Origin of the sequence: Streptomyces sp. NPDC059008, from assembly GCF_042749045.1 — a bacterium.
Lineage (GTDB): Bacteria > Actinomycetota > Actinomycetes > Streptomycetales > Streptomycetaceae > Streptomyces.
In genome coordinates, this window is record NZ_JBHYJC010000006.1 from 140,852 (window position 1) to 155,209 (window position 14,358).

The window sequence follows — 14,358 nt, forward strand, 5'->3', positions numbered from 1 at the left end:
CCGTTGCTCGGACACCGGGACCGGTGTTGCCGTTAGGGCTTACTTGCCGACGCTGTTGTTGCAGCCCATGGACGAACCCATCGTGGTGGACTGCGCACCCGCGTCGCCCTCGCCACCGAGCAGGTTGCCTCCCAGGCCGTTCGCGATGCCGACCTCGCCGAGGACGTCGACGTTCGTGTCGTGCGACCGGCACGAGCTGCCCTGCTTGATCTCGATCTTGCCGCCACCTCCCTTGCCGCCATCGGCATAGGCGGTGCCGGCGCCGAGGATGCCGATGGTGCCGAGGGCGGCGGCCACAACCGCGGCCGTGCGAAGCATGCGCATTTCTACTCCGGTTAGGTTGAGCGGATTCATCTGTGATGTACCGATTTCGTACGGTTGTGGAGGCTAATACGAAATAACCTGAAGTCGCGGGACGACGCGCCGGATTGTATGATCGAGGGTTCGTAATTTGCCCTGCCCATGCGGCTGACCAGGCCGTGGGCCGGTCGCAACCGGTGCGAGCGCTCCCGGGTTTCGGGGCGGCCGGCGGGGCGAACCACCCGGCCGGCCCAGTCGGCTCCCTTTGTTTGCGAGCCGTGCCTCGTGGGTGCTCCTCGCGGGCGTGCGATCAGGTGACCGCTTGGCGTGGATGTCGCCGGGCCGCCCCGCGCGGGTGGAAGGGTGCCCCGTGCAAGCAGCACGCCAACCACTCGAAGTGAAGCAGGAGCCGCTATGCGCCGTGTACTCGTCACCCTTGTGGGAGCCTTCGCTCTCACCGGGGTCCTCTCCCTCCCTGCCCACGCCGAGCCCGGTCCGGGAGTCATCGGCATCCTCGGCGACCCCGTGAGGGCGAACTCCAACATCGGTGGACTGCAGGTCGGTCAGCTGCCGCTGGGACTGCTCAACCCGCGTTGAGCGACTGATCGCAGCCGGCGGATCCGCCGGCGCTCCGGAGTTCCCGGTGGGCCGCTTCGGCCGCCTGGGTCAGCAGCGGTCAGCGCGGCGGTCCGGCTGTCATGTGGAGGTGCTGCCGGCCGGACCGCCGGGGCGGCGCCCGCTCCCGGCCGGCCCGAAAGTGGCCGCGGAGAGAAGAACACCTCTCCATAAAATCGAATTGGTGTCACTCGTCAGCCGCGTGAGCGCATGCACCAAGCTGAATGAGTGATCGAAATGCCGGATTCGTAGCCTTCCTCCTTCTGTCTCGTTGAGTGTTGTGCGGTCCGCGGCTGTGACCGCACTGTCAAGGAGGAGTCACGTGATCAAGAAGGTCATTGCCGCTTCGGCTGCCACTGGTGGCCTGCTGCTCGCCAGCGCGGGCACGACCGTCGCCGACACGGGTGCCCAGGGCGCCGCCGTCGGCTCTCCCGGCATCCTGTCCGGCAACCTGCTTCAGCTGCCGATCCATATCCCGACCAACGTGTGCGGCAACACGATCGACATCGTCGGCCTGCTCAACCCCGCCTTCGGGAACAAGTGCGCCAACATCGAGGCGTCGTCCCACGGGCGGCACCACCACAAGGCGCCGAAGCAGCACATGCAGCAGGGGGGCCAGGACAAGCCGTCGCACAGTCACCGTTCGTCCGGCCACCGTTCGTCCGGCCACCACTCCTCGTCGGCGCACCAGATCGCCACGCAGGAGGCCGGGCACCGTTCGCTCCACCAAGTCGCCTCGCCCGCCCGCCCCGAGCTGGCACACACCGGTTCGGAAAAGGTCAGCCTGGCGGTTCCGGCCGCTGCCAGCGCCGGGCTGCTCCTCGGCGGCGTCCTGCTCTACCGCCGGGGTCGCCGCGCCGCCGCCCGGGGCTGAGCGCAGGCGGTGACAGGCCTTTTCGGCGGTCGCCGCGCTATGCGTGAACATGGGGCCCGGAGGAGTCAACGGGCCCCATATTCATATGACTTGCCGGCCCGTTCCGGTACGTGCCGCCCCGAAGCGGACGCATGTGGAGACCACTGCCCACTGTGAAGACGTCGCGACCGCGAGTCCAATATCCGCACGGTGGCAAACGGGTGACCGCGCATCGTTTCCCGTGACCGGGCCAGGGGAATTCCCGTTGCCCCTTGGGAGAACAGCGAATAGGTCCGTGGGTTGCAGCCGGGAATCGCTTCTGTGTGATACCGGGGTGGCCGGCGGCGACCACGCCGGCAGTGTTGTCCGACGCGCATTCATACGACATCAGATTTTCCGTGTAACAGGTAATGAAGGGCCGAGGGTTCCATGCGCAAGCTTCACCAGGTCGCGCTCGTCGTCGCAGCGGCCGGCGGTCTGTCCGCCGTCGGTGCCGGCGGCAGCTTCGCCGACGCTCCTGTCGGGTACGGCGGTGCCACCCCACCCGTCGCCCCGCAGCAGGACACCCCCCAGGCCGCCGCCTGGACCGCTTCGCAGGCCACTTCGCACGCTTCCGGCTCGCACGCCGGTCCGCAGCAGGCCGCTGCCCCGCAAAGTGCCCCGCAGCAGGCCCCGGAGGTCTCCCCGCAGGTCAACCCGCAGCTCAACCCGCAGCTCTCGCCGCAGGTCTCGCAGGTCCTGCCGCAGGCCCCGAGGGATCAGAACAACCTCTTCCGCCCGTACCAGGAGTGCAGTCCGCAGACGCTGCTCGACGCGGACCTCCCGATCGGTGTGCTCGCCAACCCGCAGACCCGGGGCATCACCTGCACCCAGAACAACACCCAGGCCAACGCCTTCGCCTCGTCCTCCGCATCGGCGCACTGAGGCCGCCCGGCCGCCACGAGCGCTGCCCGGACACGGGCCCTTCGGGATCCCCCGGAGGGCCCTTTGGCATGCGTGCGTGTGCCCGGGCCGACGGCCGAGGCCCTGAACTGCTGGGTCAGCGGGGGGACTTCCGGGCCCTCAATCCTACAATCCGGCGCGTCGCTAACCAATATCAGGTTATTTCGTATTAGCCTCCGTAACTGTAAGAAGTCGATCCCTTACCGATCGCTTCCGCTCAATCTTCCGGAGAGAAAAAATGCGCAAGCTTCAGAAGGCCGCCGTCCTGGTCGCCGCCCTCGGCAGCATCGGCCTCCTCGGCGCCGGCACCGCCCACGCCGACGGCGGACACGGCAAGGGTGGCAAGTTCGACATCAAGCAGGGCAGCTCCTGCCGCTCGCACGACCTGAACGTCGACGTCCTCGGCGAGGTCGGCATCCTCAACGGCGTGCTGGGCAACGCCCTCAACGGCGAGGGCAGCCCGGGCGCGCAGTCCACCACCATGGGCTCGTCGATGGGTTGCAACAACAGCGCCTTCTGAGCACGGGCAGTCGCGTAGCCACACGAACTGGGTCCCGGTATCCGGCCGCAAGGTCGGTACCGGGGCCCATTTCTGCGTTCGGCCATATTTCCGTGGAGTGGCAAATGGGTGACCGCGTACGGGTTCCCGTGACCGGGCCCGGGGAAATGCCGTTGCCCCTGGGAGAGAACAGCGAATGGGCCTGTGGGTCGCCGCCGGGAAACGCTCCTCCCTGGTACCGGGTTGGCCGGTGGCGACCACGCCGAAAGTGTTGTCCGACGCGCGTTGAGAAGGAGAGGCGATGGGATGAGCCGTCGGCTTCGAGGAGCGTGGGAGGGCAGCGCAGCGAGTGCCGTCGCGGGCCTGCGGGAGGTTTCCGACGTGGTCCGGACCGGGGTGCGCAGGGCGTGAACCCGAGATCACCACTGTTGGTGCCCGCAGGACAGAAATAAGTAATTCAGATTTCCATGTATAGGTTAATGAAGGGCCGAGGGTTCCATGCGCAAGCTTCACCAGGCATTGCTCGTCGTCGCAGCGGCCGGCGGTCTATCTGCCATCGGTGCCGGCGTCAGCCATGCCGACGCTCCTGTCGGATACAACGGCGCCGCCCCGCCCCCCGCTCCGCAGGCGGCTCCGGCTCCGCAGCAGTACGCGCCGCCGGCCCCCGCTCCCGCCCCTGCCCCTCAGCAGTACGCGCCGCCGGCCCCGGCCCCGGCTCCCGCCCCGGCTCCGCAGTACGCCCCGCCGCCGGCTCCGGCTCCGCAGCAGTACGCCCCGCCGGCCCCCGCCCCGGCTCCGGCTCCCGCGCCCCAGCCGGCGGCCGCCCCGGCGCCGGCTCCCGCTCCGCAGCAGGCCGCGCCTCCGGCTCCGGCCCCGGCGCCCGCGCCGCAGCCGGCCGCTCCGGCCCCCGCGCCCCAGCCGGCGGCCGCCCCGGCTCCCGCCCCGCAGCACGCCGCCCCCGAGGCCGCCCCGCACCACGACACCCACGCCACCGCGACGGCCACGTCGCACGGCGCCTCGCAGGCCGCCGTCACGCAGGACGCCCCGCAGCACTCCGCTCCGCAGGCGTCCTCCCCGGCGCCTGCCGCGCAGCAGTCGGTGCCGCAGATCGTCCCGCAGGTGGTCCCCCAGGCGGCGCCGCAGGTCACCCCGCAGGTCGCCCCGCAGGTCGACGTTCCGCAGGTCGTGCACCCGCAGTCCGTCCCGCATGCCGCCCCGCAGGTCAACCCCCAGGTCAACCCGCAGGTCAACCCGCTGATCAACCCGCTGATCTCCCCGGACGTCCCGCAGATCTCCCCGTTCGGGCTCGGGCGGCTCGCGGCGGCTCCGGTGGGACAGGTCGATCTGCCCCGCATGTCCTGACCGTTCGCGGACGGTCAGGCGTGGTCCCGCCCCCCGAGCACAGCGACGCGGGGGTGGGGCCGCCTCCGGCCGCCATGGAACGTCTGGCGGGGCCGGCGCGAGCCGCTGCCGTGGGTCCGTCGTCACCGCCAGCCCGCTTCCCGTAGGGCGTCCCTCGGGAGCGGAACCACCTCCTCGGCCCGTACCAGAAGTGCAGTCCGCAGACGGTGGTTGAGGCCAGCGTCCCGATCGGGACCGCTCGCCGTCCCCGCGGCCCAGGGCGTCCACCTGCGCCCGGTCGCGGGGCGACTGTGCTGTTACGGCCTGTCCATGCCGCATCGAGCGGTGCGGGCGTTTCCGGTCGGGCTCTCGTTTCTGTCAGTAGTCGTTCTTCGCGGATCGCATCCGCTCAATCTCCGGAGAAGAAATGCGCAAGCTTCAGAAGGTCGCCGTCCTGGGTGCCGTCCTCGGCAGCGTCGGCGCCCTCAGCGCCGGTACCGCCTTCGCCCACGGCGAGGCGGGTGCCCACGACATCGACGCCAAGCAGGGCGCCTCGTGCCGTTCGCACGATATGAACATCGACGTCCTCGGGTCGGTCGGGGCGCTCAACGGCACGCTGGGCAACGCGCTCAACGGCGAGGGCAGCCCGGGTGCGCAGTCGTCCCACCTGGGCGCGAAGATGCGCTGCAGCAACGGCGCGTTCTGAGCGCAGGGCGGTCGCATACGTCACCGGAAGGGGTTCCGGCGCCGGGCCACGGGCTCGGCGCCGGAACCCCAGTTTTGCCACCCTCTTCAGGGCCCGCCGGGGACTCAGACCCCGATCTGGGGCATCGATTCGCCGTCCTCCGGCGCGGTGTTGGAGCAGGTCATGGCGGGGCCGATCCGGGTCGACCCGGTGTTCAGCAGGCCGTTCGCGGGCAACGTAGCGGGTGCGGACGACAGGCAGTTCTGCGCCTGCTTGACGGTCAACTTGCCGTCCTGGCTGGTGTAGTCGGCGTTCTTCTGGATGCAGGAGACATTGCCCGTGAGGTCGCGGGTGCAGCTGAGCGGGGCTCCTTCGGCGTACGCCAGGGAGGCGCCGGTGACGGCGAGGCCGCCCAGGAGTACCGAGACGGCTGCGATCTTCTTCCGACTGAACATTGCTGCGTTCCTTTGTGGTTGTTGCCCGGGTGCCGTGCACCGCGGATCCGCACTTTCCCGGGTCCTGAAGAAGGCCGGGCAAAGGGTCCCGGCTCCGGGCCGGTGGCGCCGGATGCCGGGACCCGCTCCCGTTACTTGCCGACGCTGTCGTTGCAGCCCAGGGACGAGCCGATCGGAGTGGACTGCGCGCCCGAGGAGCCCTCGCCGTTGAGAGCGCTGCCCAGCACGCCGTTGAGGACGCCGACCTCGCCGAGGACGTCGACGTTCAGGTCGTGCGACCGGCAGGAGCTGCCCTGCTTGATGTCGATCCCGCCGCCCTTGCCGCCGTCGGCGTGGGCGGTGCCGGCGCCGAGGAGGCCGATGCTGCCGAGGGCGGCGACCAGGACGGCGGCCTTGTGAAGCTTGCGCATTTCTTCTCCGGAAGATCGAACGGATGCGATCAGTAATTGATCGGCTTCGTACAGTTACGGGAAACTAATACGAAATGTCCCATCCTTGCGCAGCGACGCGCCGGGTGTGAAAGGCGGAATATCGGGCGCCGTTCCGGGAGTTGCTTCGGCGCTGCCGCATGCAAAACGGGCCCTTCGAGGGGGTCCCCCCGAAGAGCCCGTGACGGCGTCGCGTGCGGCTGCCCCCGGCGAAGTCAGCCGGTGAAGGCGTGGTTGAACTGGCCGCAGCTGGTGTCGAAGTTCTGCGGGACGGCGAGCACGCCGATCGGGAGGTTGTTGTCGAGCACCGTCTGCGGACTGCACTCCTGGTACGGACGGAAGATGTCGTTCACCCGCGGCCCGTTACTGCCGTGGGCGTAGGCGGTGCCGGCGCCGGCACCGATGGCGGAGAGGCCGCCGGCTGCTGCTGCGGCGACGACCACGACCTGCTGAAGCTTGCGCATGGAACCTTCGGCCCTTCGTTACCTGTGCATAGAGGCCTGATTGCCTACTGTGACCGTGCGAACACTAGCAGTAGTCGTCTGGAGGGTTCCACTTCGCTGTACGCCATGTGTCGAGCCGGAGAGGCGGAAAGCGGGGGTCTGGAGGAGGAGTTCGCGGCGCGGCGGAGGGGGAGCGGCGCGGGTGGCCGTCCGGCCGCGGGGGAGCGGGGGCCGCCAACTGCGGTGCGGCCAGGGCGACGGGGCTCGACGTCAGCCCCCGCCGGCGGCGCCGGACGGGGGCTGGGAGAGGGGACCGGGGGCGTCAGCTCGTGGCGAGCGGACGCTTGCCGTGCAGGTCCTCGGAGTCGTACGCACCGGGGTTGCCGGACAGCTTCAGGGTGAAGGCGGTGAAGACCTTGCGGCCGTCGACGGTCTTGGGGTCCGAGAGCGTGACGGTGACCTTCAGCGGCTTGTCCAGGCAGGTGTCCAGGCACCAGGTGCCGGTGACCTTCCCGGTGCCGACGGCCTTCTTCGCGCCCCACTGCTGCCAGTTGAGCTTGCCGATCGAGGTGAACTCGGAGAGCACCAGGTGCGCGGGGCTGCGCTCGGCGCGGCCCCGGTCCGCGTTCTCCTCCCCGTAGTGGTTGATGACGTAGGGCGTGCCGGCGGTACGGGCGATGCCCACGGTGTGCGCACCGCTCCGGTCGCCGGTCGCCGCCTGCGCCCCGTGGGCGGTGGCGAACATGCCGAGGACGGCGACTCCGGCCAGGGCGGCACCCATGGCCGCCTTCTTGCGCCGGTTCGTGCGCAGCGTGCTGTTCATGACTCTCGTTCCGTTCTCTGGGAATCGGTCGGCGGGTCAGAAACTACGAGCGGCGCTTCTCGGGGATCTGTCGATCATGTAACAGCGGCTCATCGACCGCTGTTACATGATCAACACACGTTCGAGGCCGGCCCGGTCGAGGCGCCGGGCCACCCCGGTCCGGGAGGCGGTGCCCAGCGGATTCCCCGTCAGCTCCGCCCGTCCAACCGGGTCTTGTGGCCGTCCTTGGTCACCGCGACGCCCTTGGGCACCTCGACCCGGAACCTGGCGTCGCACAGGGCGAGGCCGGTGCATCCGGCGTCGATGTCGAGGGTGTCGCCCTTGAGGGTCCACTTCAGGTGCACGGTGCCCGCGGCCGTGTCGAACCAGCGGGTGACCTTGATGTCCTTGCGGTCGGCGGCGACCAGATCGGTGGCGACCTCGTGGGTCTTCACCTTCAGCGAGGTGCCGCGGTAGGGGAAGCTCTTCGATTCGGGCTTCGCCTGGGAGGCCTCCACGGAGCAGCCGGTGAGCCCGAGGGCGACGACCGCCGCGGCGACGGCGAGCGCGGCGGGGCGCTTCGGCAGGGCGGATGACGACATCGCTTCCTCCAGGGGAGCCAGGGGCACGGGGTGCTGAACTCCCCCGAGGATCGCGGGCCCCGGGGAGCCGCACATCTGCCGTTCGGCAGATATCCGCCCCCCGCTCACGGCCGCCGAACGGCTTCGCGGTCAGCGGACCGCGGCGCGGGCAGCACGCATCGGATCCGCCACCCGAGCCCGTACGGGCCGGCGTCCAGCGTGCCGCCCAGCGCACCGGCCCGCTCGGCCAGTCCCGCCAGTCCGGTGCCGCCGCGTGCCGGTGCGCCCGTCTCCAGGTCGTGCGCCGGCCCCCCGGCACCCCCGCTGTCGACGACCGAGACCGCCACGGACCGGTCGGCGGTCAGGCCGGCGGACACCTCGACACGGTCGGCCCGCGGGGCATGGCGCCGTACGTTGGTCAGCGCCTCCAGCACCACGCGGTACGCGGTGTCCCCGGCCTCCGGCGACAGGACACCGGTCACCTCGTCCTCCAGGGACAGCGCCACCGCCGCGGCGGTCATCGAAGCGAAACGGGCGACGAGTTCGGGCAGGTCGGCCAGGCCGTGCGGGCGGGTGGGCGGCGGCTCGCCCGTATCGGCGCCGTCCGCCCCGCGCAGCGCCGCCACCGTCCGGTCCATGGAGGCGAGCGCCCGCAGCCCCGCCTGCTCGATGCGGTGCAGCAGCGCGCGCTGCTCCTCGGCGCCGACCGCCGAGGGACCCTCGCCGAGCTGGGCCGCCTGCGCCTCCAGGACGATGCCGGTGACCTCATGGGCGACGAAGTCATGCAGATCGCGGGCGACTTCGAGGCGCTGCTCGCGCCGGGCCGACGCCACCGCACGCGCCCGGCGGCCGTCCAGCGACCGCAGATAGAGCCCGACGCCCGTCGCACAGGCGACCGGGAAGAAGGCCAGCGACGCCGCGAAGACCGACTCCGCCAGGCCGGTCCGCGGCGCGTGCAGCGTGAAGCGCAGCGGCAGCAGGACCGCCGCGGTGCCGACGAGGGCGCCGACGACGCCCACCCGGGGGCCGGGCACATGGCGTACCACCCGTTCCAGGACGACCAGCAGCGCGGCCGCCTCGAAGGGCAGCCAGAGCAGGGCCAGTCCGGGCTTGCCGACGGCGACGCAGTCCGCGGCGAGGGAGAGCAGCGCGAGGCCGCCCGCCGCCCGCGACAGGGAGACCCGGCCGGCCGGCCAGGCCCGGATGGCCACGGTCAGCGCCAGCGCGGCCAGGATCGCCGACAGCCAGGCCCCGGTTCCCGGCGGTGGGACGACGGCCGGTGCGAGCATGCCGACCGCGGCCACCGCCGACCACCACCGGCGCCGTCGCCCGCCCCGCACCTGGTCCGTCATGACCGCGAGGCTACGCACCCGGGGCCGCCCGTGAGGCGCCGGCGGTCAGGGCGTCCGCCCCGTCGCATAGCCCAGCTCCCAGGCCCGGACCGCGACCCCGACCCGGTTACGCACCTGCAGCTTCCGCTGGATGCTGGCCACATGGGTCTTGACCGTGCCCGCGGAGATGAACAGTTCACCGGCGATATCGGCATTGGTCTTCCCCTCGGCGACCTTGCCGGCGATCTCCCGCTCCCGCTCGGTCAGCACCGTGTCGCGGTGGCGCGGCCGCCGCCCGTCCGTGGCCCCGGTGACGTGCCGCAGCAGCCGTACCGTGATCGACGGGCTGATCAGGCTGTCACCGGCCACCGCCGCCCGCACCGCCTCGACCAGCAGCGCCGGACCCGAGCGCTTGAGCACGAACCCCGACGCGCCGAAACGCAGGGCGGGGTAGACGTACTCGTCGAGGTCGAAGGTGGTCACGACGACGATCCGCACGGGGTGGGCCGCGGCGGGGTCGGCCAGCCTGCGGGTGACCTCCAGCCCGTCCATCCCCGGCATCCGCACGTCCACCAGCGCCACATCGGGGGCGAGCGCACGCCCCAGCTCCACCGCGTCCACGCCGTTCGCCGCCTCGCCCACCACTTCCATGTCGGGCTGGCTCTCCACGATGCGGCGCATGCCCCGGCGGACCATCTCCTGGTCGTCGGCGATCAGCAGTCGAATCGTCACGAGCCGGAATTCTGCCGCACCGCGGGGCGGAACCGCCCACCGCGGTCCGGGAGACGCCCGGAAGGCCCGCCCTCACTTCAGGCCGCTGAGCATCACTCCGCGGATGTAGTGCTTCTGCAGCAGCACGAAGAGCAGCAGGACCGGCAGGATGCTCAGGACGAGCCCGGCCATCATGACGGGGACCATCCGGTCGGGGTCGAGGTGGCTCTGCAGCATCTGGATGCCCACGGGCAGCGTCATCAGCCGCGGGTTGGCGGTGGAGATCAGCAGGGCCCAGATGTACTCGTTCCAGGCGTGGACGAAGGTGAGCAGCGTCAGGGTGACGGCCACCGGTTTCGTCTGCGGCAGGACGATGCGCCACCAGATCGCGCATTCGCCGGCGCCGTCGATACGGGCCGCCTCCAGCATCTCGTCCGGGACGGCCAGCATGAACTGCCGCATCAGGAAGATCCCGAAGCCCGACACCAGGAACGGGACGACCAGCGCGGCGAGGCTGACGGTCAGGCCCGCGCCGCCGCGGCCGAGCAGGTCGTTGCCGCCGGCGCCCGGCCAGTGCACCAGGATCAGAAAGTGCGGGATGAAGAAGACGAACGACGGAAACATCATCGTCGACAGCACCAGCCGGAAGATCAGATCGCGGCCGGGGAAGCGGAGTTTGGCGAGGGCGTAGCCGGCCAGCGCGGAGGTCAAGAGGGTGGAGCCGGTGATGAGCGTGGTGGCGAGCACGCTGTTGCGAAAGAGCAGTGGCAGATCCAACTGGGCGATCGCGGCACGGTAGTTGGAGAGGTCGAAGGCCTCGGGAAGGAACCGGTAGGGGAGCTTTCCGTACGTGCCCGGGCCCTTGAACGAGGTCAGCAGCATGTCGAGGAACGGCACGACGGTCAGGACCGCCCCGACGGCCACCACGGCGTAGCAGGCCCAGGGGCGGCGGTGGCGACGGCGGCCGGCCGGGGGTCCGGATGCGTTCACGATTCCCCGCCCTTCCGGCGGAACAGCCACAGCTGCACCACCGTCACCACGGAAATGACCAGGAACAGCACGAACGAGGCCGCGGCGGCGATGCCCCAGTCGCCGTAGCGGAACGCCTGCTGGTACATCTCCAGCGCCGCGACATTGGTGGCGTCGCCCGGCCCGCCCTCGCCCGTCATCACGTTGATCAGCGCGAACGACTGCAGCCCGGTGATGAACTGGGTGAGGCAGACGAAGAGCAGGGACGGCCGGAGCAGTGGCAGGGTGATGCGCCAGAAGAGGGTCCGGCGGCCGGCGCCGTCCAGCTCCGCGGCCTCGTAGTAGACCTCCGGAATCGACTTCAGGCCCGCGGTGAGGATCAGGATCGCGGTGCCGACGGACGCCCACGCCTGCACCACGATGACGGACGGCAGGGCCGTGCCGGGGTTCTGGAGGAAGGCCACGGAATCCAGGCCGAGGCCGTTGAGCAGCCCGTTGACCAGGCCGCCCGGCTCGTACATGTACTTCCACACGTTGCCGACGGCGACCACGGTCGTCACCAGGGGCAGGAAGTACAGGGTGCGCCAAAAGCCCTGGAAGCGCAGCCGGTTGATGCAGTGCGAGACCAGCAGCGCACCGCCGAGCGCGATCGCCACGGTGCCCAGGGCGTACAGCAGCGTGTTGGTCAGGACGGGGGTCAGGAACGTCGAGCCGCAGGCGAAGAGGTCGGTGAAGTTGGCCATGCCGACCGGGTCGATCGCGTCGAGGTCGAAGCCGGCCCAGCGCGACTGCGCGAGCAGTACGGCGAACAGCAGCGGCAGGGCGAGGAAGACCGCGAAGAACAGCAGGGCCGGGGCCAGGAACAGATAGGCGAGGGCGGTCTGCCGCCGCCGGGCCGCCCGGACGGGACCGCCGTCGGACAAGGCCATGAGGCACCACCTCTCGTAGGGGCTCAGTAGGGCCGGGAGAGTTCCTGGTCGATCTGCCGGGTGAGGGTGGTGAGCGCCGCGTCGACCGGGGCGCGGCCCGTCCAGATCTCCTCGATGTTCTTGCGCAGCAGCGCGGTGGCGCGCTGGGCGCGCGGACCGTTCGGCTGCGGCACGGCGTAGTGCAGCGCGTCCAGGAAGGGGCCCAGGTTCGCGTCGCCGCCACCGGGTCCGCGGTCGCCGCCCAGCAGCGCCCGCATATCGTCCGCGCGGCCGGTCATCGAACCGACCGACACCTGCAGCGCGCTCATCCGCGACACCGCGGTCCGCCACCGTCCGGTGCCGGCCGGCCGTGCGTCCGGCACCGGCGCCGCGTTCAGCCAGTGCAGGAACTCCCAGGCCTGGCGCGGATGTCTGCTCCTGGCGTTCACGCCCAGCAGGAAGCCGGTCGCCAGCGTGCCGCGGTCCCCCGGCGCCCGGCCCGGTACCGGCGCCACCCCGACCTCGCGGTAGTCCGCGCCCATCGCCGCCCGCAGAGCCGCCGTCCACCAGCCGGCGTTGACCGTCATCGCCACCTGACCGGACGGGAAGGCCCGAAAGAGCGGGACGCCGGGGTCCGCGGCGCCGTGGCCGATGAGCCGGCGCTCCAGGTCGAGCAGCTCCCGACCGGCCGACGAGCCGAGGGCGGTGCGCCGGCCGTCGGGGGTCAGGAAGGCGCCGCCGCCCGCGGTCAGCAGCGCGAGGGTCTGCCCCACGACGGTCGAGTCGTCGGCCCGGGACAGCCCGAACCCCTGCACCAGGGTGTTGCCGTGCCGGTCCCGCCGGGCGGTGCGGTACGCCGCGTCCTCCAGCTCCCGCCAGGTGCGCGGCGGCCCGCCGACGCCGGACGCCCGCAGCAGCCGCCGGTTGTAGTAGAGGGCGTAGGTCTGCACCTCCGTGGGGTAGCCGTAGACCGTCCCGCCCGCCGACGCCGCGGCCACGGCCGCGGGGGAGAAGTCCCGGCGGATCAGCCGAGCGGTGTGCCGCGGCGCCGGCCGCAGCACACCGGCCCGCACCAGCTGGCCGGTCCACAGCCCGGACGGATGCAGGATGTCGGGGCCCTGGCCGGCGGCCTGCCGGACCATGTACGTCGTCAGCAGATCGGCGAACCTGACCGCGGTCGTGCGCACCTTGACCCGCCGATGGGTCGCGTTCCATGCGTCGACCGCGGACTGCAGCGCCGATCTGAGCGGTTCGCTCGCATAGTGCGTCAGGACCGTCAGGGTCACCGGGGCGCCGGGGAGCCCGGCCCGGTCACCCCCGTACGGCGCGTCCCCGGGCGCCTCGCAGCCCGCGGCGGCCAGCAGGGCGGCCCCGGCCCCGCCGGCGGCACCCGCCGTGAACGTACGCCGTCTCACCCGGCCTCCCACTCCAGCACCGCGAACGTCCGGGTCGTGGTGAACCCGCTCCTGCGGTACAGATGCCCCGCCGGGCTCGCCTCGCCCGTCCACAGGAACCACGCCCCGTGGACGCCGAGCGCCCGCATCCGCTCCAGCGTGAGATGCAGCAGGACCTTGCCGAGCCCGGTCCCGCGCAGCTCCGGCCGTACACCGAACGGGCCGAACCGCTCGGCCGTACCGTCGTAGGCGCCGTGCATGGCCCAGCCCGCCAGCCGTCCGTCCGGTGCGCGGGCGATGACGATGCGGTCCAAAGGGGCGCCGCCGGTCAAACACCGCCGGATCGCCCGTGCCCAGTCGGGGGTGAACTCCTCGGCGGCCAGGGAGACCAGGTCCACCAGATCGTCGTCGGACGGGGTGCCGAAGCCGAACCCCCGGGCCGCCAGCGCCTGCTGGTGCCGCCGCACCTCGTCCGGCACGCGGTAGCCGATCAGGCTGCGGTCCATGGCGGCGGCCTCGTAGCGGACCCGGAAGCCGAGGGCGGTCAGCAGCCGGTCGGCCTCCGGGTAGGCGGCCCGGTCCAGGCCGGGGAGCACGTAGTTGGGGGTGTACGGGGCGAAGCCGATCCGGGTGCGGCCCTGTCCGCGCAGCCAGTCGAGGGCGTCGGTGAGCAGCCGGCGGCCGAGGCCCGCGCGGCGGTGCGGTGGATCGACGAAGAAGAAGAGGATCCAGCCGTCGGCCGGTTCCAGATCGCCTCCGGCCGGCGGGGTGCGGCGGCGCACCGCATAGGCGGCACCCACCACCTGGCCGCCGAGATCGGCCACCCGCAGCCCCTCGGCGTCGAAGTTGGGATCGAGCAGGATCAGCGTGCGGAAACGGGCGGCGCTGATCGGATCGTCCGGGGTGCTGCGGGCCCAGGCCGCCAGCAGGGAGGGGCCGTCCCCGGGGCGGAAGGGGCGAAGGACGGGGCGCGGGCCGGTGGCGGCGGTGGCGGACATCGCACACTACTTACCGCAAATCCGGCACCTTGGCGACGGTGCACGCCCGTATGGCCCGCTCGCGTGGCGGGCCCCGGGGGCGGCAGGCATGTTGGGGGGAGCG

17 protein-coding genes and 1 pseudogene are annotated in these 14,358 nt (G+C 71.6%); 6 read left to right on the top strand and 12 right to left on the bottom strand.

Going from position 1 to position 14,358, the window contains the following annotated elements; translation table 11 throughout:
• Positions 1 to 39 precede the first annotated feature (39 nt).
• The gene (locus ACFWZH_RS10970; RefSeq protein WP_384427963.1) at positions 40 to 324 is read right to left on the bottom strand and encodes a hypothetical protein; all 285 of its coding nucleotides are present in this window, start codon (positions 322 to 324) and stop codon (positions 40 to 42) included.
• 390 nt (positions 325 to 714) lie between these two features.
• Between ACFWZH_RS10970 and ACFWZH_RS10975 the strand changes: the two genes are divergently transcribed.
• The 6 genes and pseudogenes from ACFWZH_RS10975 (at position 715) to ACFWZH_RS11000 (ending at position 5,256) form a co-directional block, all read left to right on the top strand.
• Positions 715 to 897 (top strand): hypothetical protein, encoded by a 183-nt coding sequence (locus ACFWZH_RS10975; RefSeq protein ID WP_384427965.1) that lies wholly within the window; start codon positions 715 to 717, stop codon positions 895 to 897.
• A gap of 340 nt (positions 898 to 1,237) precedes the next feature.
• Positions 1,238 to 1,465, top strand: a pseudogene (locus ACFWZH_RS10980) (chaplin); the annotation flags it as partial.
• 732 nt (positions 1,466 to 2,197) lie between these two features.
• On the top strand, positions 2,198 to 2,692 hold the full coding sequence (locus tag ACFWZH_RS10985; protein WP_384427967.1) for a hypothetical protein: 495 nt from the start codon (positions 2,198 to 2,200) through the stop codon (positions 2,690 to 2,692).
• 256 nt (positions 2,693 to 2,948) lie between these two features.
• Positions 2,949 to 3,230, top strand: a complete 282-nt coding sequence (locus ACFWZH_RS10990; protein ID WP_384427968.1) for a hypothetical protein — start codon at positions 2,949 to 2,951, stop codon at positions 3,228 to 3,230.
• Between the two features lie 477 nt (positions 3,231 to 3,707).
• The gene (locus ACFWZH_RS10995) at positions 3,708 to 4,571 is read left to right on the top strand and encodes a hypothetical protein (RefSeq protein ID WP_384427970.1); all 864 of its coding nucleotides are present in this window, start codon (positions 3,708 to 3,710) and stop codon (positions 4,569 to 4,571) included.
• Positions 4,572 to 4,977: 406 nt separating this feature from the next.
• Positions 4,978 to 5,256 carry a hypothetical protein gene (locus ACFWZH_RS11000; RefSeq protein WP_384427972.1) on the top strand — a complete coding sequence of 93 codons (279 nt, stop codon included), beginning with the start codon at positions 4,978 to 4,980 and terminating at the stop codon, positions 5,254 to 5,256.
• A gap of 104 nt (positions 5,257 to 5,360) precedes the next feature.
• On the opposite strand, the gene ACFWZH_RS11005 is transcribed toward ACFWZH_RS11000, so the two are convergent.
• The 11 genes from ACFWZH_RS11005 to ACFWZH_RS11055 form a co-directional block, all read right to left on the bottom strand.
• On the bottom strand, positions 5,361 to 5,690 hold the full coding sequence (locus tag ACFWZH_RS11005; protein ID WP_384427974.1) for a hypothetical protein: 330 nt from the start codon (positions 5,688 to 5,690) through the stop codon (positions 5,361 to 5,363).
• 131 nt (positions 5,691 to 5,821) lie between these two features.
• Positions 5,822 to 6,100, bottom strand: a complete 279-nt coding sequence (locus ACFWZH_RS11010) for a hypothetical protein (RefSeq protein WP_384427975.1) — start codon at positions 6,098 to 6,100, stop codon at positions 5,822 to 5,824.
• Positions 6,101 to 6,333: 233 nt separating this feature from the next.
• Entirely contained in the window at positions 6,334 to 6,582 is a 249-nt protein-coding gene (locus ACFWZH_RS11015) for a hypothetical protein (protein ID WP_384427977.1), read from the bottom strand.
• Positions 6,583 to 6,883: 301 nt separating this feature from the next.
• Positions 6,884 to 7,384, bottom strand: coding sequence for a hypothetical protein (locus ACFWZH_RS11020; protein ID WP_384427979.1), 501 nt, complete (start codon positions 7,382 to 7,384; stop codon positions 6,884 to 6,886).
• Positions 7,385 to 7,572: 188 nt separating this feature from the next.
• The gene (locus ACFWZH_RS11025) at positions 7,573 to 7,992 is read right to left on the bottom strand and encodes a hypothetical protein (protein WP_384427981.1); all 420 of its coding nucleotides are present in this window, start codon (positions 7,990 to 7,992) and stop codon (positions 7,573 to 7,575) included.
• Between the two features lie 77 nt (positions 7,993 to 8,069).
• A complete protein-coding gene (locus ACFWZH_RS11030; protein WP_384427983.1) occupies positions 8,070 to 9,296 on the bottom strand; it encodes a sensor histidine kinase in 1,227 nt (408 codons plus the stop codon).
• A gap of 45 nt (positions 9,297 to 9,341) precedes the next feature.
• Positions 9,342 to 10,007, bottom strand: coding sequence for a response regulator (locus ACFWZH_RS11035; protein WP_384427985.1), 666 nt, complete (start codon positions 10,005 to 10,007; stop codon positions 9,342 to 9,344).
• 72 nt (positions 10,008 to 10,079) lie between these two features.
• Positions 10,080 to 10,976 carry a carbohydrate ABC transporter permease gene (locus ACFWZH_RS11040; RefSeq protein WP_384427987.1) on the bottom strand — a complete coding sequence of 299 codons (897 nt, stop codon included), beginning with the start codon at positions 10,974 to 10,976 and terminating at the stop codon, positions 10,080 to 10,082.
• Positions 10,973 to 11,884 (bottom strand): carbohydrate ABC transporter permease, encoded by a 912-nt coding sequence (locus ACFWZH_RS11045; protein ID WP_384427989.1) that lies wholly within the window; start codon positions 11,882 to 11,884, stop codon positions 10,973 to 10,975. The genes ACFWZH_RS11040 and ACFWZH_RS11045 overlap by 4 nt, the downstream gene beginning before the upstream one ends.
• A 23-nt stretch (positions 11,885 to 11,907) precedes the next feature.
• Positions 11,908 to 13,278 carry an extracellular solute-binding protein gene (locus tag ACFWZH_RS11050; RefSeq protein WP_384427991.1) on the bottom strand — a complete coding sequence of 457 codons (1,371 nt, stop codon included), beginning with the start codon at positions 13,276 to 13,278 and terminating at the stop codon, positions 11,908 to 11,910.
• Positions 13,275 to 14,255: a GNAT family N-acetyltransferase gene (locus ACFWZH_RS11055; protein WP_384427992.1), complete on the bottom strand. Its 981-nt coding sequence runs from the start codon at positions 14,253 to 14,255 to the stop codon at positions 13,275 to 13,277. Before ACFWZH_RS11055 ends, ACFWZH_RS11050 begins: the two co-directional genes overlap by 4 nt.
• Positions 14,256 to 14,358 lie beyond the last annotated feature (103 nt).

Bases quoted from the DNA above. Each gene is read 5' to 3' on its own strand.
- ACFWZH_RS10995 (WP_384427970.1), top strand. From the start codon at position 3,708: ATGCGCAAGCTTCACCAGGCATTGCTCGTCGTCGCAGCGGCCGGCGGT.
- ACFWZH_RS10985 (WP_384427967.1), top strand. From the start codon at position 2,198: ATGCGCAAGCTTCACCAGGTCGCGCTCGTCGTCGCAGCGGCCGGCGGT.
- ACFWZH_RS10975 (WP_384427965.1), top strand. From the start codon at position 715: ATGCGCCGTGTACTCGTCACCCTTGTGGGAGCCTTCGCTCTCACCGGG.
- ACFWZH_RS11030 (WP_384427983.1), bottom strand. From the start codon at position 9,296: ATGACGGACCAGGTGCGGGGCGGGCGACGGCGCCGGTGGTGGTCGGCG.
- ACFWZH_RS11020 (WP_384427979.1), bottom strand. From the start codon at position 7,384: ATGAACAGCACGCTGCGCACGAACCGGCGCAAGAAGGCGGCCATGGGT.
- ACFWZH_RS10990 (WP_384427968.1), top strand. From the start codon at position 2,949: ATGCGCAAGCTTCAGAAGGCCGCCGTCCTGGTCGCCGCCCTCGGCAGC.
- ACFWZH_RS11010 (WP_384427975.1), bottom strand. From the start codon at position 6,100: ATGCGCAAGCTTCACAAGGCCGCCGTCCTGGTCGCCGCCCTCGGCAGC.
- ACFWZH_RS11055 (WP_384427992.1), bottom strand. From the start codon at position 14,255: ATGTCCGCCACCGCCGCCACCGGCCCGCGCCCCGTCCTTCGCCCCTTC.
- ACFWZH_RS11000 (WP_384427972.1), top strand. From the start codon at position 4,978: ATGCGCAAGCTTCAGAAGGTCGCCGTCCTGGGTGCCGTCCTCGGCAGC.
- ACFWZH_RS11005 (WP_384427974.1), bottom strand. From the start codon at position 5,690: ATGTTCAGTCGGAAGAAGATCGCAGCCGTCTCGGTACTCCTGGGCGGC.
- ACFWZH_RS10970 (WP_384427963.1), bottom strand. From the start codon at position 324: ATGCGCATGCTTCGCACGGCCGCGGTTGTGGCCGCCGCCCTCGGCACC.
- ACFWZH_RS11045 (WP_384427989.1), bottom strand. From the start codon at position 11,884: ATGGCCTTGTCCGACGGCGGTCCCGTCCGGGCGGCCCGGCGGCGGCAG.
- ACFWZH_RS11015 (WP_384427977.1), bottom strand. From the start codon at position 6,582: ATGCGCAAGCTTCAGCAGGTCGTGGTCGTCGCCGCAGCAGCAGCCGGC.